Origin of the sequence: Legionella lytica (assembly GCF_023921225.1) — a bacterium.
Lineage (GTDB): Bacteria > Pseudomonadota > Gammaproteobacteria > Legionellales > Legionellaceae > Legionella > Legionella lytica.
The window spans coordinates 243,948-261,970 of record NZ_CP071528.1 but is presented as its reverse complement, the minus strand read 5'-3'; the positions used below and the strand labels follow the sequence as shown (position 1 = coordinate 261,970).

Genomic DNA, 18,023 nt, shown 5'->3' with positions numbered 1-18,023 from the left:
GTCTCACAAACCAAGCTCAAGGCTATTTTGATCAAGCATCTTATTAAAATTATCTTCAATCGGAGAGCGTCCTTCCCGGAAATTGGCCAGCAGGTAGGGTAGTGGGCTATTGCCATTAAAAATAGTAATTAGGAAATATCAAATAACACTAAACCATTATTATCTTGACCATTACTAATGTTACAAGTCCAATCGACAACCAATTGTTGTTTTTGCAAAACGGGGTCAAAGAAATTAAGGTGAAGTGTTGCGGTATTATCTTCAAAAACATTTAAACGACCAGATAAAATTAAAGATTCCCCTGTAGGTCGTTCTATAAAAATCTTCATCGAGGTGGTGACTGTATCGATTAATCGTTCATTAATAGTTTCTTGAGCATGAAAATAATGGGTAAAATTAAATCGCGTTGTAGCACCATCTAATCGTCTGGCAACTTGCCTTCTAAGTGATGGTTCAGTCACCAGACAGTTATCAAAATGGATAATTGCTCTAACATCATTGCCATTTTCAACAGCTTGCACTAATTGAGAAAAGTTAACGATATTAGTGCCCGCTGCATTTGCTATATTTAAAGAAAGTAACAATAAAACACCAACAACAATTAATCGCCAGATTTTCATTTATGTCCTCCATGACTACCTATTCTGTCAACGCTCCCCACTTAGAGAGCGCAATTGTTATCTTATATTTAAGTGTAAATATAAATCAATTTATACCGTAATGAATCATTAAATATATTTAGTTTATTACCTGTTTATTAAATTTTCCACTTTTTGTTACTTTTGATACGATTATCTTGTCGCTATGGGGCTGATCAGCGAATTTCTTGAGTTAATAGTAGTGAAGGGTATATAGTAACCGGAGTAGATGCTAGCAAAAAAATGATTGAGTTGTGCAAGCAACGATTTTTAAAAGGAAGATGGCTTTTAGCAGATATGCGCACTTTGGACTTACCAGAAAAATTTCATGCAGTTATTGCTTGGCATAGTTTTTTCCATTTACCGCATGACGATCAGCGTAAGACATTAACGTTATTGGCTTCCTTTGTTGAGCAAGCTGGTTTATTAATTTTTACGTCTGGACCCGAATACAGTGAGGTATGGAGTGATAATGGTGGACACGATTTATACCACGCGTCGCTTTCTACGGAAGAATATAAACAGATTCTCATGGATAATAATTTTAAAGTATTAGTGCATAAAATAAGAGATCCAGAATGCGGAGAAGCAACCGTTTGGGTTGCCCAAAAAAGCTAGTGGTATTCGTGAGGTGAATTCGCTAAATAGTTATGGCCTTACAGCAATGCCTGCACGAGGATTAGTCGTGAGCGCAGAGAATTCAATTTAAAATAATAGGTTCAATGTTAAGTTCCACATCATAATGCGCTTTAATTTTCGATTGAATCCAATCGGCAAACTCCAATAATTCTGCTTGATAAGCACCACCATAGTTTACCATAACCAACGCATGCTTCTGGTAAATACCAACATTCCCTTGTCGAAATCCCTTCAGACCCAAACTATCAATCAGCCAGCCGGCTGATACTTTAACTTTCTCAGGATCATGTGTGGGGAACGTCGGTAAACTAGGATATTGAATACATAATTGCTGTGCGATTTCCTTTGATATAACAGGATTATGAAAAAAACTACCTGCATTACCTAGCTCGTCGGGATTAGGTAATTTACTTTGACGAATATTAATAATTATATTACGCAAGTCATAGGGGATTGGATTAGTTAACGATGAAAGCCTTTGTGCAACATCACCGTAATTAGCATTAAGATTAGGTTCCGTTAATAAAGTAAAACTGACGCTAATTACTATAAAACGGGAATTATTTTTTAAAACACTGTTTCGATAACTAAATTGGCATTCGCTGTTACTAAGGCTAACCAGTTTTGCAGTTTGAAGATCATATACCAGAACCTCTTTGATAAAATCTTTAACCTCGACTCCGTATGCACCAATATTTTGAATTGGCGATGCACCCACCGTGCCGGGGATTAAGCTTAAATTTTCCAACCCAAAAGCACCATGAGTGTTACAATAAGCCACAAACACATCCCAATTTTCACCAGCCATTGCTGTAACAATCTGTTCTTGGCCAACTTTAGTAATTGTGATACCACGTAATTTATTATGAATAACTAAGCCTTGATATAGGGCAGGTAGAATTAAATTACTTCCGCCTCCTAAGATAAAGAACTTGGAGAACTTAGAGATGATTTCTCTAAGTTCATCTAATTGCTCGACTTGATTTAAGACAACATACTGAGACGCCGTTGATTTTAAGCGCAATGTATTTAAGGGGGTTAAGTCAATATTTTCTTGAATGTTCAGCATTGGTTGCTAATCAGTTGTGTATTAATTGTTTATTATCACGAATTTTATTTAGAGGCACAATTGATTTAACTATAATAAGTGCAAATAACTTATTTTTCTATTTTCGTTTAAACAGGGTTACGTTTTTTTGGTACATGGGAGGGCCGTCAGTTAAGAGAATTAACCCCATTTAATCATGCGCCTTATTCTGCGCCTTTTTTACAAAGATCCTTGCCAGAGGTCAATTTGCATTTTTAATAGGAATCTTCTATACAATTAAGCCATTAATTAAAAAATACGGATATTATGAACAAGATAGTTGCCCTCATACCATTACTTTTTCCTCACTTCCTGCACGCAATGCCTTGCTCTTTTGATCAAAATAAACAGTGCAGCTTCTCCCGCAATATCCTTACTGATAAAAATGAAGAGGGATTAAATTATTACGCTTCCACTAACTACGATCATCGTAAGTCTGGTGAAATTAATGTTTACGATACTACCTTAGTTGCACCGTATTGGGACAATGTAAAGCAACCCGGGCAACTCAAATTAAGTGCAATAAAGGTCAATGATAACTATTGGCTTTCGGGCGAGATTATGACGCGTAGAAATCTCGAAAGTCCTCCTTATAATTCCCCGATAAATTCAGCCACTTGGGATACCAGCACGACGAGCCATGGCTATCTTGAGGTTGTAGCCAAATTACCTCGCTGTGAAACCAGTGATGATGGCTCCTGTGAAACTCAGCAAAATCCTGCCAATTATAATACGGGCTTGTGGCCGGCGATTTGGTTATTGCCTACAGACGATAGTCAATGGCCGAATAATGGTGAAATCGATATTATGGAGGCTTATCCTAAAAATACTGACTTTAATGTCAGTACTGCAGCGCTTCATTTTAATGGTAATTCTCCAAGTTGTACCGGTGGTGACTGTAAAGGTCCAGGATATCGATTAGTTACCAAAACGGAAAGCGACAAATTATATAATCAGTTTCATAAATGGGGCTTTGAATGGGAAAAGGACAGCCAAAGCACTAAAAATGGTTATATTATTACAGGATATTTTGATAATCAAAAAATCTGGGGACCGCTTAAAACCGATAGCTTACCTGCGGATGGAGCCAATGCTTTAAGCAGAGGGTTTAATAATCCTGAGGGTGGCTATTATCTGATTGTAAATTTAGCAATGGGAGGACCTTACGCAGGTGCTCCAAACCCACACATGAAGAGCGCCAGTATGCTTGTACAAAGCATTAAAATCTATAATGTAAAATCGCCAAGTATATGTAAGCCACCAGCTAATATCACATCGACCTATACTACCGATAAGAAAAGTGTCACTTTAAAATGGCAAAAACCAGAAGGTAGTTTACCGATAAATGAATACCAGGTCAGAAATTGGGTACAACAACTTTTATGGAAGGGCGCTGCCATAACCTGGACTGAAAACACGCTTCCTGGTCAATCTGGCAAGTATACTTACTATTTAAATTCTCAATGTGGTGAGACCACTTCTGAATTAATCAAGTATGAAGTAATAATTCCATGAACGGGGCCATCAATTTAAATTTTAAAATTTGACGACACGATCTAACGGTATATTGTCTCGGCATTCCCGAGACAATAGTCTTGGTTTTTGGTCTTGATGATGATAAAGCAATGTTGCAATGTGCTGTGCTCAGTGTTGTAGTCAAATTTCTTTTCTATCGGATATCTACTTAATCGTTTAAGGTATGTTAGATGTCCATTCTTTTCTTTGTATTATTCTAAATCGCACATTTCATCCAACTACGCGTGTTGTTTATCCAATACTAAGGAACATTAAATGTATCGCCATATTTTAATCAATATGATATGTTTGCAGACTTATTTGGTGTTTGAGTGTAATCATGAGATTAGCCATTAAAACGATACAATATTTTATAATTACAGGATTATTATTTAGTTTAACCGGTTGTATAAAAGCAAATCATCACGAACATGGAGTAGCTTCTTATAAAGTTAAGGGCAAGGTCTATAGACCTCTTAAATCTGCAAAAGGATATAAAGCACGAGGCCTGGCTTCGTTTTATAGTAATCGCTTGCATCGCCATAAGACATCTAATGGAGAGAGATACAATATGTATTCTATGACGGCCGCACATACTACGCTTCCATTTAATACCCGTGTACGAGTTACGAATTTAAACAATGGACGCACAGTGGTGGTTCGTATTAATGATCGAGGTCCTTTTTATAGTAGACGAATTATAGATATTTCTTATGCGGCAGCAAATCGCCTAGGAATTAAAAGTACTTCTATGGTGGAAATACGGGCTCTAAATTAGAAATATAAATTACGAGTATTTTGCAGGCATTTATTGGTTTCGCTAAGCAAAGACCATGTCAATCACAGAGAGTGACTTAGCTACGCATCTTAAATAAGGTCTGATTATCACAGTAATCAGACTTAATGAGTGATATTTGGTAGAAAGTCTCACTTACCCTCTTTCAAAAATTTAGTTACGTCCTAATTAGCACTTACAGATCTAGACTACCCATGGAGATTAATCATCTCGCATAATTCTTTTCATAAATTTGATGTAATTATATCAAGTGCTCCTTCCTCCACAGGCCATTTTTACTAAAATCTATGTAGAAAAATGTTAATTAACCCAACTTGAGCCGAAAGGTTTCACCTTTCAATTCAATCGTATCTCCTGAAACCATCTTTTTTCTTTTCTGTTTTTCTATTTTGCCGTTTACCATTACAGTACCCGCAGCTATCATCTCTTTAGCTTCTGCTCCACTCGAGGCAATATCTTCAAATTTAAGGATTTTAAAGAGTTCAACATGTTCTTTATTAATGAAAATATCTTTCATATTATTTATTACTCCAGTAATTATGATTTGTCGCAATCTTTACTTTTTAAGAAATCACGATAAAGAGTTTCAATTTCAGTCCTTGCCCATGGTGTTTTCCGCAGAAATTTAAGGCTTGATTTGATGCTGGGGTTAGAAGAAAAACAATTAATCTTGACTCTTTCCGCCAAGCCTTCCCAGCCATAACAAATCAACAAACTATTTAACATAGCCTCTAAGGTAATGCCGTGTAGTGGATCATTAGATGTTCTTTCCATCAATTATACCTTTTTTGTTGTATATTGGGATTTTAGTATACCTCTATTACTTAAAAATTGGTTCCTACATCCTGTTTGTTAGAGTCAATGGTTTTGGCAAGAGCATCACCGCTTTTTATGCAATTTAGGGCTGTATGCACACTAATTCTAGAATCAAAATGATCAGTTTTTTGTTGCATCTAAATCTCATTGCATGTAATAAATATAGGCATTGTAAGTAAATAGTTGTCTCAAGAGAAGAAAATTTTGCAATGAGGGGTTTTACCGCGTATCCAGACCAAACTGGCAATGAGATAGCTAGGCGACTTTAAGTGCTAATATTTTATGCATATCGAACAACATATCCTGTTTTTCAATATCCCGAGTAAAGTCATATTCCCCATACAAATTGACGTAATGCCGGATTAAAGTCGACCCATTGCGAATAATAGTTAATAGTGCTTCCCTGCTGCTGTATTGAATTTCCTGGTTGTTACCAAACAGAATGGCTTTTGAGAATTTATTTGGTAGTTCAATACGATTTAACTGTTTTCAACAGCCTGTCGTAATTCCACATCATCAATATATCGAAGAATAAGCAGGCTTTTAATAATCCGTCCAAACTCCTTGAGTTGGACGCGTTTCAATTTGATGCTTAAAGCAATAGGATTCCCAAAAGCAGGGAAAACTATATCAATGTTTCCTTCTCGCTGAACATGTGTGGGGCACTGATCTATCGGGAGCCGGATGCGGTAGTTCCGCAAGTCCGGTTCTGAGGAGGGTTCGGTCGGAGTGATCTGGCCGTTCTACTCACCTCCTCCCCTCAAGTTGTCCCCATCAAACGCCAAAAGCAGGCTATAAATCGTACTGGAAGTATATCAGTATATGGTATAATTCCTATTATCTGTTTCGACAAGACCTCTAATTTTATAAATCTGTTGTGCTGAGAGTCGAATCCTCCGATGATTTTATTTTGAGTGCTTAGAGGCACTTCTGCTACCTGAAGGAATACCATGTTTTCAGCATCTGCTCGCTCTGATAGAAATGAAAAAGACTTTTTGGGCGATCCCATTATTTATCGTACCAGAGACAGTTGGGGGGAGATATTAGTCATTGATAGGAATGTGAGGCGCGTACTGGCTTTTGACCCCATTTATGAACAAAGCTGCTTGAATTTAAACGAACCACATATTCCTGCACACGAATACACTCGAATCATGCTCTTAGTCTTAGCGTTTGTTCACCCTAAACACGTGATCCTTTTAGGTTTGGGCGGAGGATGTCTTCTTCACTCACTTCATTACCTCATGCCTCAATGCACTATCTGTGCCATTGAGCTCCGTAAGAAAGTGCATGAAGTGGCTCTCAATTTCTTTTTAATGCCAACCCATCCCAATATTCATGTCGTCATTTCTGACGCACAAAAAGCATTAGTACAGTGCGACGTACAAAGCACACAGATTATTTTTGCAGACATGTATCAAGCTCATGGCATGAACCCCTTTCAAGGACAAAAAAAATTCATTCTCCAATGCGCTCGTATTTTGGATGACAATGGTTGGCTGGTGGTGAACTATCATCAGCTTCCAGAGCATGATTCACGCTTCATTCAGTGTTTACAACGTTATTTTTCCGAACTATTTGCAGGTCTTTCTCACAGTGGAAATTATATTTTATTTGCTCGAAAAAAACAGGGTAGCCCTCTGAGTAAATATCAAACGAACGTACTCGATTTAGAAAACAAGCTCAACATTAAGTTATTGATGCTGTTCAAACGAATTACACGCGTGTACTCCAATAAATACTGATAAAGGTCGAATGCTGGCCTGAATTCAAATAATGAACAACACTTACCCTTTTTTCCCAAACTCTGAGCGGATCAAATTTTAGATTGGTTCCAAAAATTCGAAGTGAGGAGCTTTGATTTTTTTAATCTGGCTAGTTGGAATACACCTGAAAATAGACAGTATGGATTTGAGTCCTAGTACGAAACTTAGGCGAAGGGAAATTGAAAATCAGTCCGGATTATAGAATTTACTAGATATAATAATGGAATTAATCAGACCTTAATTAATTATTTAAGCCGCCCGCCTGCCCTCTTATCATGTTAGTTTTTGGAGGCTAGGCATACTATCAGGATGGCACTCATCTATTGAGTCGTAGATATTGTGGGAAGGAATCACACACTCATAAAATGTTAACGCAGAAGATGTCTCGTTTAAATTTTTAACTTCATCCATCAAAAGTGATTCAAGTTCACTTGCGGTTACACTAGCCACCAACGTGGGAAAATAGTTTCGTTTTTCTACTTTTATAAAGAGTAGTTTACTTACATTTGCCGGCCTGGTATCTCTTGCACTGATTCCATCAGCAATGAGAAGTTGAACATCGGTAATCCTCCCATTTTTAACTGGCTGAAACATCTGATCCACAAGGCGTTTAGAGCGCAAAGAAATTTGGATTTCGGCTGCTGCCGAGGCTCTCTGCGCCCTAAAGCCTGGTAAAGACTCTTTCCCGCCTATTCAAATGCTACTTTGATGATGCTGTGCTTAAAAAAGTACCGGTACCATTAAAATCTCCGGGTAAAGTGGTGGCGTTATCCAGTTTATAAGACCAGTGATTACCCCCATCTGTACTTTGCGCTAACATTGGATACGTGCTGCCGTCAGTCGCTGTGTAGGAACCGACTGCTGTGTAAGTACTTCCAGAGCAGTTCGTGCTTGCAAATTGTCCGTTATTACTAAAACCCATAGGTAAGACCGTAGCACTGTCCAGTTTATAAGACCAGTGAGTCCCTCCATCGGTGCTTTGCGCTAACATCGAATACGTATTACCGTCAGTCGCTCTATAGGAACCGACCGCCGTACAGGTGCTTCCAGAGCAGCTGGTGCTTGCAAATTGTCCGTTATTACTAAAACCCGTAGGTAAGACCGTAGCACTGTCCAGTTTATAAGACCAGTGAGCCCCACCATCGGTGCTTTGCGCTAACATCGAATACGTTTTGCCGTCAGTCGCTCTATAGGAACCGACCGCCGTACAGGTGCTTCCAGAGCAGCTGGCACTTGCAAATTGACCGTTATTACTAAAACCAGTGGGCAAGACCGTGGCACTGTCCAGTTTATAAGACCAGAGAGCCCCTCCATCGGTGCTTTGCGCTAACATCGAATACGTATTGCCGTCAGTAGCTCTATAGGAACCGACTGCTGTACAGGTACTTCCAGAGCAGCTGGTGCTTACAAATTGTCCGTTATTACTAAAAGCTGTGGGTAAGACCGCGGTACTGTCCAGTTTATAAGACCAGTGAGCCCCTCCATCGGTACTTTGCGCTAACAGCGAATATGTACTGCCGTCAGTAGCTGTGTAGGCACCGACTGCTGTACATATGCTTCCAGAACAGCTGGTGCTATAAAATCCCCCAAAAGTATGATTGGTTGGTGCCGAAGTGCTATCCAGTTTATAAAACCAGTGACTCCCGCCATCGATGCTTTGCGTTAACAACGGATATATGGCTCCGTCTGTGCTTAGATAGCCTCCGGCTGCAGTGCACATACTCCCAGAGCAGCTGCTACCAAAGAATTGGCCATAGTCACTAAAGTTCGTGGGCAAGGTAGAGGTGTTGTTTAGTTTATATGACCAGTTGCTACCCCCATCCGTACTCTGCACCAGCATCGGATATATAATGTTGTCCGCAATAGAGTCCCCCACGGCTACGCAGATACTTTCAGAGCAGCTGGTGCTTGCGATGATAGGTTCATCAATGAATTCCATTGGTGAGGTGGTGGCGCTGTCTAGTTTATAAAACCAGTGACTCCCTCCATCGGTACTCTGCGCTAACATTGGATAGCTAAGCCCGTCTGAGGAAGAATAAAGTCCGAACGCTGTGTATAGCGTTACCGGCGATTTTTGTGTCAATTTAATGTGTAAGCTATCCTTTGCACTGGGTTGATAACATTGATTTAAATTCCCCTGTTGGCACAATACAGGACCTCCGAATACATCGCCTGTGATAACCGAGCCATTGATGTCTAAAGACAGAGTGCAAGTACCTTTGGGTGTGAGGTGGCAAGGCCCGTTTTGCGTAATACCGTTAATAGACTTCATTAATAATGTTTTCGGTTTAGACGATTGGTTATGAACAGTGTAAATAACCTGTTCAGTCTTCCCTTTAATTACAGTAATATCAGTCGGTGTTTGTGGGGTAAGCGTCCATAACGGTGTACCTGCTTGCACGTTCGACAGCATCAAACAGGAGGTAAACACTGTTAGTATGGAGCGTTTACAAAAGTATCCTTTTTTTCCTCGCATAATCTTCGTCCTTTTGCTACAGAAAGTAAATAACCAATGTAAGGATATCAGGTAAAATCCAATTATTTCCAGAGCTAAAATAGCATAAAAGGGTAGCGTCTTGCCAAGTTTCTTTAGACTTTTGAAGTTGGATTCTTCGTTGATGGGTATTTTCCATCGATTATTAAGACCTTTATGCGAGTGATGCTCAACCCCTTAACCCATCCATCTGGCGAATGGGCTTTGTATCGCTCCTTAGCTTATTGGTTTCAATTCTATTCCCTAATTAAATGTCCAATAATTTGTCATTCCGTTTTAAATTAGCTATAATCCTGGGCTTATCTGAGTTTAAAGCAGCTCACTTGAACCTAAGACTATTGAAGAATAGGTGATAGTTGCGAACAGCCCTTATTTTAAGATTAGTATATGCGTTGCCCTTCAAATGCACGATTTAAGAGAAGTTAATCCCCTAGATCGCACGATAACCACTCCAGAAGGGTTAGAGCGAGTTGTTCGCTTTCCCCTTTCAGGGCGTCCCACGTAGACGCTTGGGGGTCGCCGATTACAGCTTTCCGGAGCTAAGTGAACCAGATAGTTGTATTTATGATGCTCCAGAAGATGATGATGAGTTTTCCAGACAGGCCTTAATAAAATCATCATATTTTAGCAAAGCATCAACGCCTAACCTTTTATCATAAGGAATATATTATGGCTTATCCTACCATCATTTATTGTCAACGCTGTATTACTGTAGTAGACGGCATTCCTTATTATTGTTCCACAGGTGAGAATTCGGGGCACTCGGGAGTTTGGTTTCCATTTTTGATGATAGTAGGAACAAAAAAAGTAGAAATACCTTGGGATTATAATAAGACGTATCGCATTGGTGCTTTAAACCAAATACTGATATCGCAAGAGGATATGTATATAATTAAATACTCCGTTGGGATTTTACGAAACCCTGATATTATAGGTTTGTGTAATGGTCGTTTACCTACTCTGAGCTCTGTAAAAACTTCATTAGCCTTAGGCAGCACTTCAAATGCGATTGAGGGGTTTGATGAACTCGAACCTAAGCTAGATTTAACCTCGATAACTCCTATAGAATTATGTGGCGATGCGCCACATTATGAATCGCCTGATGAAGTAAATAAATGGCTGGCGCAGCATGGTGCTGAATTTGTGTCGAAGGTATTAACAGCGGAGTCACGCCCGCTCTTTGAACATATCAACATGGAAATTCATCATCAAATGATGACGGACTTTAAAAAAATGAAACTTCCGTGTGAAGAATCACCACTATTTCCGATTTTAAAAGCTATTCGTGACGAGGTTAAAATCATTTTCAACGGCCCCACATCGTCAATTATAAGAAAAGCGCAAAAAGAGGTAGCTCTAATGGATTTATATAAGAGATTTTGGCAAATAGATAAAGCAGGCGCTGAGGATACACCACCATTATTTACTTATGGTAAATGTTATATGACATGGAAGGAACAGGCGAGTTTATTTAATAATCGAAAGACAAATTATCATTTAGTGACAGAACAAATTGATCCTGATAGAAAGATAGTATTTTTTTCAGCAAACGAACCTAACTCCCAAAAAAAATTGGATCATCTTGAGACATTGTTATTAGAGCCAAATGTATTAGCCGAGCTCAGCGCTTAAAAGAGCAGGCCAATTGCCCCACAGATTAGTGGGCTCTAACAGCATAGGAAATAACAAACACTCAGAAAGTTAAACTCCATGAAGTGCTGTAGATGAGGGCTATGAGTTGAATTTATTGCTGCAACAGCACCGTAATAGAAAAGCTGCGCTGCTATTCAAATCCTTTGTGATCGCCTAAAATTCAATTAAACTACACCTTTTAACGGTTTAAAAATTAACTTGAGCTTTACCCTCTTGGTAATTCCCTTTCAAATGGTCAAGCATATACCTTGTTCAAAAACAGTTTCAAAATGCTCCTCCGACCTTTTTGCAAAAAAAGTATAGGAGTTTGTTGATAAATCTAATAATGGATTGCAAAAAAAAATCTCGATACTCCTTTTCTAATTGAACTATCGTGTCTTGAATTTGGGGGCAAATATTTTTCGGGGGAATTACCGGAGCACCTAATATATTGATATAGGTCTATCTTAAACAGAAGTTGCATTTATCAGTTGAATCCAGCTAGGCTTAGATAATATTTTCTGGGTAACTTTGGTCAAATTATGGCTCATAATTTTAAAATTAGCATACGCATTAGTATTATGACTTTATTTTTGCTTTTATTCGGTACGATAGGTTTTACCATTATTGGTATTAATTATGTCGCGTTTAATAGGATTCTTAATGATAGTGCAAAAGATTTAATTACAAAAACATCGTTGCTCGTTAATGAGCGATTTAAAGCCTATTTGGCTCCCTTGAGCCATAACATAATGGAAATAAGAAAAGCGCTGAGTAATGAGACTATCAATTCTAATAACCCTAAGTTATTTGCACGATTTCTTTTCGACACAATTCAAGACAACCCCAACATATTTATGATTCACTATGGGGCAAAAAATGGACAGTTCTTTAATATCAACAGAGAGGAAAAAAGCGGATTACAATTAATCCACACAATTAACTCAAAACCCCCGTTCGTTAACATGGGCTATCAGTTGGATAAATACGGAAAAATAATTAAAACAGAGTCGATGACTCTTCCCTATGATCCCAGAATGCGCCCTTGGTATCAAGAGGCGGTATACAATAGAAAACCCATATGGACGGACATATATAAATTTTATTTATTTGGTAAACGGCCCGGTATTGCTGTTGCAGCTCCCATCTATGATAGTAATAATAATCTGCAAGGGGTTGTTGCAATTGCTTTGGCCATTAATCGCCTGCAAAAATTTATAAGGGAGCTGGAGCTCACGAAAAATACTATGATTTTCGTTATTAATAATAAATCCAATGTCATTGCTTTTCGTGCTCCACACATTGCAGAAAATATTCTAGGAAAAAAATTAGAGCCTGACTTACTAAAAAAACTTAATATTCCATCAACGATATTTAGCACCCCTCTTCATTCAAAAATACAATCTTATATATATGAAGGTCAGACATATTTTTTTTCATACCAACCGATATTTAATAAACTAAGGATAGAGCCTTGGCATGTTTTAATTATTACTCCGGAAAATGACGTAATAGAGCCTCTAAAAAATTTAAGTGAAGGCTTTATTTTATTAACTATTTTAATTTTATTAATTGGAGCAATCTTCGTTCGTATTATTTCTCGGAAAATATCGAATCCCATCATTCAATTAGCTGAAGAATCAAAACAAATTACGATGTTTAATTTTAAAGAAAAAGTACCAGTAAAAACTATGATAAAAGAAATCAGTTACTTGGATAAAGCATTATCTACCCTATGGTCAAGTTTAGTCTCCTTTCAACGATATGTTCCTTATTCTGTAGTCAGAAAATTAGTACATACCGGAAAAATAGCTAAGGTTGGTGGCCAGAATCAAACAATTACTCTTTTATTTTCTGACATTAAGGGTTTTACAACCATTTCGGAATCAAAATCACCGCAAAAAATAATGACTTACTTATCTGATTATTTTGAGTTAATGACCAAAACTATAATTCAATACAAAGGCACACTGGATAAATACATTGGGGATGGCATCATGGCCCTATGGAATGCTCCTGAACAAGATAAAGACCATGCATTTAATGCTTGTGAAACTGCTCGAATAATGCTGGAGCAGCTTAAAATATTAAATCAAAAGCATGATATTGAAGGGTTTCCTGAATTTAATGTTAAAATTGGTATTCATACCGGTGAGGCTATTGTTGGCAATGTAGGTTCCGAAGACAGACTGAATTACACAGCATTGGGAGATGCAGTTAATTTAGCAAGTCGTTTGGAATCAATAAATAGGTATTATAATACGCAAATTATTGTTAGCCACGCGACATTCATTCAGGTATCAGAGAAATTTCTTTTTCGCTTTTTGGATGAAGTTGCCGTTCGGGGTAAACAAGAAAGCATTGCCATTTATGAGTTAATCACTGCTCAAGATATTGAGCGTCTCGAACAACATAAACAAGAGTTTAAAGAGGCATTTTCCCTATATCAACAAGGTTCATGGAAGCAAAGTATGGATGCTTTTATGACACTTACCCCCGCTTATCCTGGTGATAAATTAGCTTCAATATATATTGAACGTTGTCAAATTTTGGAGCAAGAATCACCTGCTAATTGGTGCGGTGTGTGGCGTTGGGAAGGAGTGTAGCCTAATAGCTGTTTAGACCGCTGGACGCTTAAGCAAATGTATATAATGTATGAGAGCTGTCCCAAATCTTATGGTTTTATCAATTTAATCTTTTTTACAACGGAAGTATTTTTAATGAGTTATACATGCCTTTTTGGGGCAAGGTCTGATGTGTTTTCTTTTTCCTGCAGGTTTTCTTCAGAATTCTTAGGCTCATGAGACGACTTAAAGAAGCCAAACTCCATGTCAACTTTTTTTACAAAAGTAGCTGCATGGGTAACAAATAGTTCCGTAGGCCATTTTTTTGTTGCCCACATAACCAGAATCCCAGGAAAAATACCAGTGATTATAGTTGTAGCAATTATAGAAATCCCCAAAATGAATTGAGCTGAACTTCGAGTCTTATCACTTTTCAGAGATTGCAGGTTATCCTTTTCATTCAATTTTTGATAAAATTTATCAATACAATTAAAAGCACTATCATCTTTACCCTCTAATGTATTCTTTAATTCATTGACTAAATTATAATTTTTACATTGAGGGTTTAGCTCATTAAGATAAGTATCTGTTAGTTTTTTTAATCGCATGCGAATTTTGTGGCATTCTGACTCAGTGATAACTTGCTTCAACTTCGGGATTACATCTTCTATATGCTTTGTGAGATCAGTAAAATATTTCTCTTCTGCATGATGGTGTTTGCCTAGTAAGAGCCGATCTTCACATGAAAATTTAATATATTGCAAGTAACATAAACAGCTTTCTAAGTCATTTTTTGGGTCTATCTGCATGGAGGAATCTTGCAAACTCATCTTAACCTGATCCATACATTTTTTAATAACTGCATCAAGAGCTGCATATAAAGACATTTTTTTCTCAAATAAGTCAGCTATGCTTGCACTCTCTAAATCGGTGGTTTCACTTCTTATCTTTTCAGCCATCGTACTTTCTTCTCCAGTTAAAGAAAGAGCTGAAGCGGTAACTAATATCGTGGATAAGGAGCGAATCTCTTGGACTAATGCTTCTCGTTTATATTGATCTATTTCCACGACGCGTTCTTCATGTACTGGCAGAGTGTTTTTCCCTAATATTGGCTCTAAGAGTTCATCTAAACTGGCTTTTATATCATAGCTTTGCATAATGATATTTTTTAAATGAGGATCCTCCTTCTTTAATTCCATCATTTCTTTGTGACTGAAACCATGAAATCCATCCTCTCCATCAATTAATCTTAGAGTATTAATGCACCCTTCTTTAACAATTGCTGTTATCTCATCTATCGAATGGCCATCAACTACCGCAGGCTTATCAAAAATGACAGGAGGTAGTCCGGCTTGCATGAGGCAGTAGCACATCAGGGTATTAACAAATGTACGGCTATTTCCATCAGGGAAAGGATGGAGCTGTTCACAGCGTTGAATATAATCCACTATGGTGCGAATCACTTCGTCTACATTGCCTTCATTCCTAACTACTTCAAACCGTTTAATAAAATTTTTTGTATACTCTTCGATTATGTGCTCGTAATCATTTTCATCATCATCATCACTATTAGAGGTTTGGAAATAACCATCTTTTTCATAAATGAGCGTGTAAAATGTGTGTTGCTGTTCTGCGGTATAAGATTGATTAAGGCATTCATTTTTATCATTAATGTATAGCGTTCGTGAGTCTAAATCTAAACTATAACGATAAGCGGTTTCCAGAGGGTCAGCACTTCGCTGTAACAATTGTCTTAAGCCATCTTTAGAAAGATTCTGTCTGCTTATATTAAATCCTGAGGCTCCCTCCATACACCCTGCACACATTAAATCATAATGAGCATCATTTTTATGGATGAGCCGAAAATGGATTTTTTTAAGTAATTCGTTAGGAATTTCCAATGCTTTTTCTCTCTGGCCGATTCCATGTTGAATGGGGGCAAGTAAACTTTGTAACGCTTTCAGTATCTCATTTTCATTACGGATTACTTCATCATGATATTCTCTGCGCTTGTCATATGCCATAGGTCCTTGTTCTTCGTTTAATTTAGACCCATCTACATACAAGCGATACAGTTGTTCTGTTGGGATATTTCTAAGATATGTTAAGCCATTTTCCAAATTTCCAAGCCGTAATTTATGTTGGATAAATTGAGGGGTCATATTTGATGCCTTAGCTAAATTGAGTAAAGAATACTAATTAATAAAAGCTCATTTGATTGAAATATAAACCCATTGGGTTGTTTTTTCCACGACCTGTAAAGAATTGCAGCTAAAATTCTTGTTGTAGAGATAAATTTAAATTCACAAATTGTATTAATTAGTTTTTGATTGCTAATTAGAAACTGAACGTTTTTTGCTACTTATAAGCTCATTCATCTGGGCGAATATCAGTTTATAAAGATGTTTATTTTTGACTAAAATTCAACCATGATGTACTATGAAAGCTATACTTGATTCTAAAAATAGGTGCTTTCACCCATTAGAATAGGATCTGGGTTGCTAGATTCTTTTTTTATAAAAAACAATTAAAGCTGCATAGATTCAGAAGAAACGAAAAATGAACAATACAATTGTTAAAGGCAACGTAGATATTTATCAATACCCTGATGTGGACTATGAAGAAGATTTATACGTCACGTTAGGAGATTTGCATGGTAATGCAATTAAACTAATTTTCTTTTTGATGAAAGAAAAAATAGCTAAACTATCTAAAGAAGACTATGTTCGTCTTATTGAAATATATAAAACGGACGTTAATAAATTGACAAAAGAAGATTTGAATACTTTTGCGAGTATTATTCGTAACCGTATGATCATTTTTAATAAAAATATTAATATTCGATTACTTGGGGATGATTGCGCAGATAGAGGAATGGGGGATCATTACACTCTATGGATATTGGACAAATTACACCAAGAGCACGTACCATTTGAAATAATTTTTTCAAATCACGCTAGTGATTTCATTACATATATAGAACTTCTGAAAGAAGAGGAAGAAATTGATTTTGAAGAGGCTGACTTTGCTATTGGTTCATTAGAGTTAATGCAATCAATGATCAATACGAATGCCCTAATAGAAAAAGGACTTATTCCCAAGGATGAAATAATAGACCTTTTTAATAGAGTTTATAAATCTTCCTTGAAAGTTTTTTCTTATACATTAAATCATGAAAAAAAGAATATATCATTTTACAGTCATGCCCCGGTAGATCTAGATTATCTTGCAAATGTTGCTAATGAGTTCGAGCTTCCATCTAAAATTGAAAATAGAAAAGAGGTAGCAGAAACAATTGAGCGGATTAATCTAAAATTTCAAAAGGAATTATCTAATAATCGGAATCGTTATATCACTTGTGCGGGAACGGCCTTATTTGATGCGCTCTGGAATAATGACCTCCATGAACTAAAACGCGCCCCTCAATTGAAATCTGGGGAGTCTATTACATTTACTCATGGCCATCGTATCGCCGCAACGACAAAGGAACATATATGTAGTCTGGATACTGGACTAGGTATTAGTGTAGCAAGCGGAGTCGGTGAATATATGGTTACTCACACGATTGGTAGTTCATTAAATACAAAAATAAAGGATGAAACATTAGAGCCTTCCTCAGAAGATCACGAGAATTACAGCTCTATGCGATGTATGTAATTTATTAAAATTAAATAAAAAAGGTCGTCATTGCTGCAACTTCAAGCAATTGATCAGAACTGAGTTTTAACGAAGTATAATTCCTGCTAACTTTTCTTTCCAATGAGGGCCCCCTTATTAAGACATATCAGTTCCGTTGCAAAAACGAAAGACCGTTATAATTTATACTAATCTCTTAGAAATAGTGAAGTGACCCCAATTGCTTATGGGAATGTTAAAAATTCCAGTGCTCTTACAAAAACAGATTGTTTTGGTCTAGGAGAATCCGCCGTTAGCAAAATTATGCTTTATTAGAACAACTCAATCACATTCGCCTAGTCTGAAGGAAAAAGAAGGAAAACATTCATGAAGCGACTACTGATTATACGAGTAATTTGCTAGATTCATTTATAAATGCTGACTCAGAAAATATTCAAATA

At 37.2% G+C, this 18,023-nt stretch carries 15 protein-coding genes; 7 read left to right on the top strand and 8 right to left on the bottom strand.

Going from position 1 to position 18,023, the window contains the following annotated elements:
• Positions 1-128 precede the first annotated feature (128 nt).
• The gene (locus J2N86_RS14965) at positions 129-620 is read right to left on the bottom strand and encodes a hypothetical protein (protein WP_252582507.1); all 492 of its coding nucleotides are present in this window, start codon (positions 618-620) and stop codon (positions 129-131) included.
• Positions 621-851: 231 nt separating this feature from the next.
• Between J2N86_RS14965 and J2N86_RS14960 the strand changes: the two genes are divergently transcribed.
• Positions 852-1,256: a class I SAM-dependent methyltransferase gene (locus J2N86_RS14960; protein WP_289781861.1), complete on the top strand. Its 405-nt coding sequence runs from the start codon at positions 852-854 to the stop codon at positions 1,254-1,256.
• 82 nt (positions 1,257-1,338) lie between these two features.
• On the opposite strand, the gene murB is transcribed toward J2N86_RS14960, so the two are convergent.
• Positions 1,339-2,346, bottom strand: a complete 1,008-nt coding sequence (gene murB / locus J2N86_RS14955) for a UDP-N-acetylmuramate dehydrogenase (RefSeq protein WP_252582505.1) — start codon at positions 2,344-2,346, stop codon at positions 1,339-1,341.
• A gap of 285 nt (positions 2,347-2,631) precedes the next feature.
• Here murB and J2N86_RS14950 point away from each other — a divergent pair, with 285 nt between their 5' ends.
• A complete protein-coding gene (locus J2N86_RS14950; protein WP_252582504.1) occupies positions 2,632-3,879 on the top strand; it encodes a glycoside hydrolase family 16 protein in 1,248 nt (415 codons plus the stop codon).
• A 340-nt stretch (positions 3,880-4,219) separates the two neighbouring features.
• Positions 4,220-4,657 (top strand): septal ring lytic transglycosylase RlpA family protein, encoded by a 438-nt coding sequence (locus tag J2N86_RS14945; protein ID WP_252582503.1) that lies wholly within the window; start codon positions 4,220-4,222, stop codon positions 4,655-4,657.
• A gap of 322 nt (positions 4,658-4,979) precedes the next feature.
• Here the strand turns inward: J2N86_RS14945 and J2N86_RS14940 are convergent, their stop codons facing one another.
• The 3 genes from J2N86_RS14940 to J2N86_RS16145 are packed head-to-tail and all read right to left on the bottom strand — an operon-like array spanning position 4,980 to position 5,628.
• A complete protein-coding gene (locus J2N86_RS14940) occupies positions 4,980-5,192 on the bottom strand; it encodes an RNA-binding S4 domain-containing protein (RefSeq protein WP_252582502.1) in 213 nt (70 codons plus the stop codon).
• A gap of 20 nt (positions 5,193-5,212) precedes the next feature.
• Positions 5,213-5,449, bottom strand: a complete 237-nt coding sequence (locus J2N86_RS14935) for a VF530 family protein (protein ID WP_252582501.1) — start codon at positions 5,447-5,449, stop codon at positions 5,213-5,215.
• Positions 5,450-5,499: 50 nt separating this feature from the next.
• The gene (locus J2N86_RS16145; protein WP_289781857.1) at positions 5,500-5,628 is read right to left on the bottom strand and encodes a hypothetical protein; all 129 of its coding nucleotides are present in this window, start codon (positions 5,626-5,628) and stop codon (positions 5,500-5,502) included.
• A gap of 813 nt (positions 5,629-6,441) precedes the next feature.
• Here J2N86_RS16145 and J2N86_RS14930 point away from each other — a divergent pair.
• Positions 6,442-7,236, top strand: coding sequence for a polyamine aminopropyltransferase (locus tag J2N86_RS14930; RefSeq protein ID WP_252582500.1), 795 nt, complete (start codon positions 6,442-6,444; stop codon positions 7,234-7,236).
• Between the two features lie 294 nt (positions 7,237-7,530).
• On the opposite strand, the gene J2N86_RS14925 is transcribed toward J2N86_RS14930, so the two are convergent.
• Positions 7,531-7,851, bottom strand: coding sequence for a hypothetical protein (locus J2N86_RS14925; protein WP_252582499.1), 321 nt, complete (start codon positions 7,849-7,851; stop codon positions 7,531-7,533).
• Between the two features lie 106 nt (positions 7,852-7,957).
• Complete coding sequence (locus J2N86_RS14920; protein ID WP_252582498.1) at positions 7,958-9,733, bottom strand: sialidase family protein; 1,776 nt, start codon at positions 9,731-9,733, stop codon at positions 7,958-7,960.
• Between the two features lie 687 nt (positions 9,734-10,420).
• On the opposite strand from J2N86_RS14920, the gene J2N86_RS14915 reads away from it, so the two are divergent.
• The gene (locus J2N86_RS14915) at positions 10,421-11,383 is read left to right on the top strand and encodes a hypothetical protein (RefSeq protein ID WP_252582497.1); all 963 of its coding nucleotides are present in this window, start codon (positions 10,421-10,423) and stop codon (positions 11,381-11,383) included.
• Between the two features lie 542 nt (positions 11,384-11,925).
• The gene (locus tag J2N86_RS14910) at positions 11,926-13,989 is read left to right on the top strand and encodes an adenylate/guanylate cyclase domain-containing protein (protein ID WP_252582496.1); all 2,064 of its coding nucleotides are present in this window, start codon (positions 11,926-11,928) and stop codon (positions 13,987-13,989) included.
• Between the two features lie 119 nt (positions 13,990-14,108).
• Here J2N86_RS14910 and J2N86_RS14905 read toward each other — a convergent pair whose 3' ends face one another.
• Positions 14,109-16,109, bottom strand: coding sequence for a Fic family protein (locus J2N86_RS14905; protein ID WP_252582495.1), 2,001 nt, complete (start codon positions 16,107-16,109; stop codon positions 14,109-14,111).
• 397 nt (positions 16,110-16,506) lie between these two features.
• Here J2N86_RS14905 and J2N86_RS14900 point away from each other — a divergent pair, with 397 nt between their 5' ends.
• A complete protein-coding gene (locus J2N86_RS14900; RefSeq protein ID WP_252582494.1) occupies positions 16,507-17,604 on the top strand; it encodes a hypothetical protein in 1,098 nt (365 codons plus the stop codon).
• Positions 17,605-18,023: the final 419 nt, after the last annotated feature.

Coding starts and splice junctions, on each gene's coding strand:
- J2N86_RS14940 (WP_252582502.1), bottom strand. CDS start 5,192: ATGAAAGATATTTTCATTAATAAAGAACATGTTGAACTCTTTAAAATC.
- J2N86_RS14915 (WP_252582497.1), top strand. CDS start 10,421: ATGGCTTATCCTACCATCATTTATTGTCAACGCTGTATTACTGTAGTA.
- J2N86_RS14965 (WP_252582507.1), bottom strand. CDS start 620: ATGAAAATCTGGCGATTAATTGTTGTTGGTGTTTTATTGTTACTTTCT.
- J2N86_RS14905 (WP_252582495.1), bottom strand. CDS start 16,109: ATGACCCCTCAATTTATCCAACATAAATTACGGCTTGGAAATTTGGAA.
- J2N86_RS14910 (WP_252582496.1), top strand. CDS start 11,926: ATGGCTCATAATTTTAAAATTAGCATACGCATTAGTATTATGACTTTA.
- J2N86_RS14930 (WP_252582500.1), top strand. CDS start 6,442: ATGTTTTCAGCATCTGCTCGCTCTGATAGAAATGAAAAAGACTTTTTG.
- J2N86_RS14920 (WP_252582498.1), bottom strand. CDS start 9,733: ATGCGAGGAAAAAAAGGATACTTTTGTAAACGCTCCATACTAACAGTG.
- murB (WP_252582505.1), bottom strand. CDS start 2,346: ATGCTGAACATTCAAGAAAATATTGACTTAACCCCCTTAAATACATTG.
- J2N86_RS14945 (WP_252582503.1), top strand. CDS start 4,220: ATGAGATTAGCCATTAAAACGATACAATATTTTATAATTACAGGATTA.
- J2N86_RS14925 (WP_252582499.1), bottom strand. CDS start 7,851: ATGTTTCAGCCAGTTAAAAATGGGAGGATTACCGATGTTCAACTTCTC.
- J2N86_RS16145 (WP_289781857.1), bottom strand. CDS start 5,628: ATGCAACAAAAAACTGATCATTTTGATTCTAGAATTAGTGTGCATACA.
- J2N86_RS14950 (WP_252582504.1), top strand. CDS start 2,632: ATGAACAAGATAGTTGCCCTCATACCATTACTTTTTCCTCACTTCCTG.
- J2N86_RS14900 (WP_252582494.1), top strand. CDS start 16,507: ATGAACAATACAATTGTTAAAGGCAACGTAGATATTTATCAATACCCT.
- J2N86_RS14935 (WP_252582501.1), bottom strand. CDS start 5,449: ATGGAAAGAACATCTAATGATCCACTACACGGCATTACCTTAGAGGCT.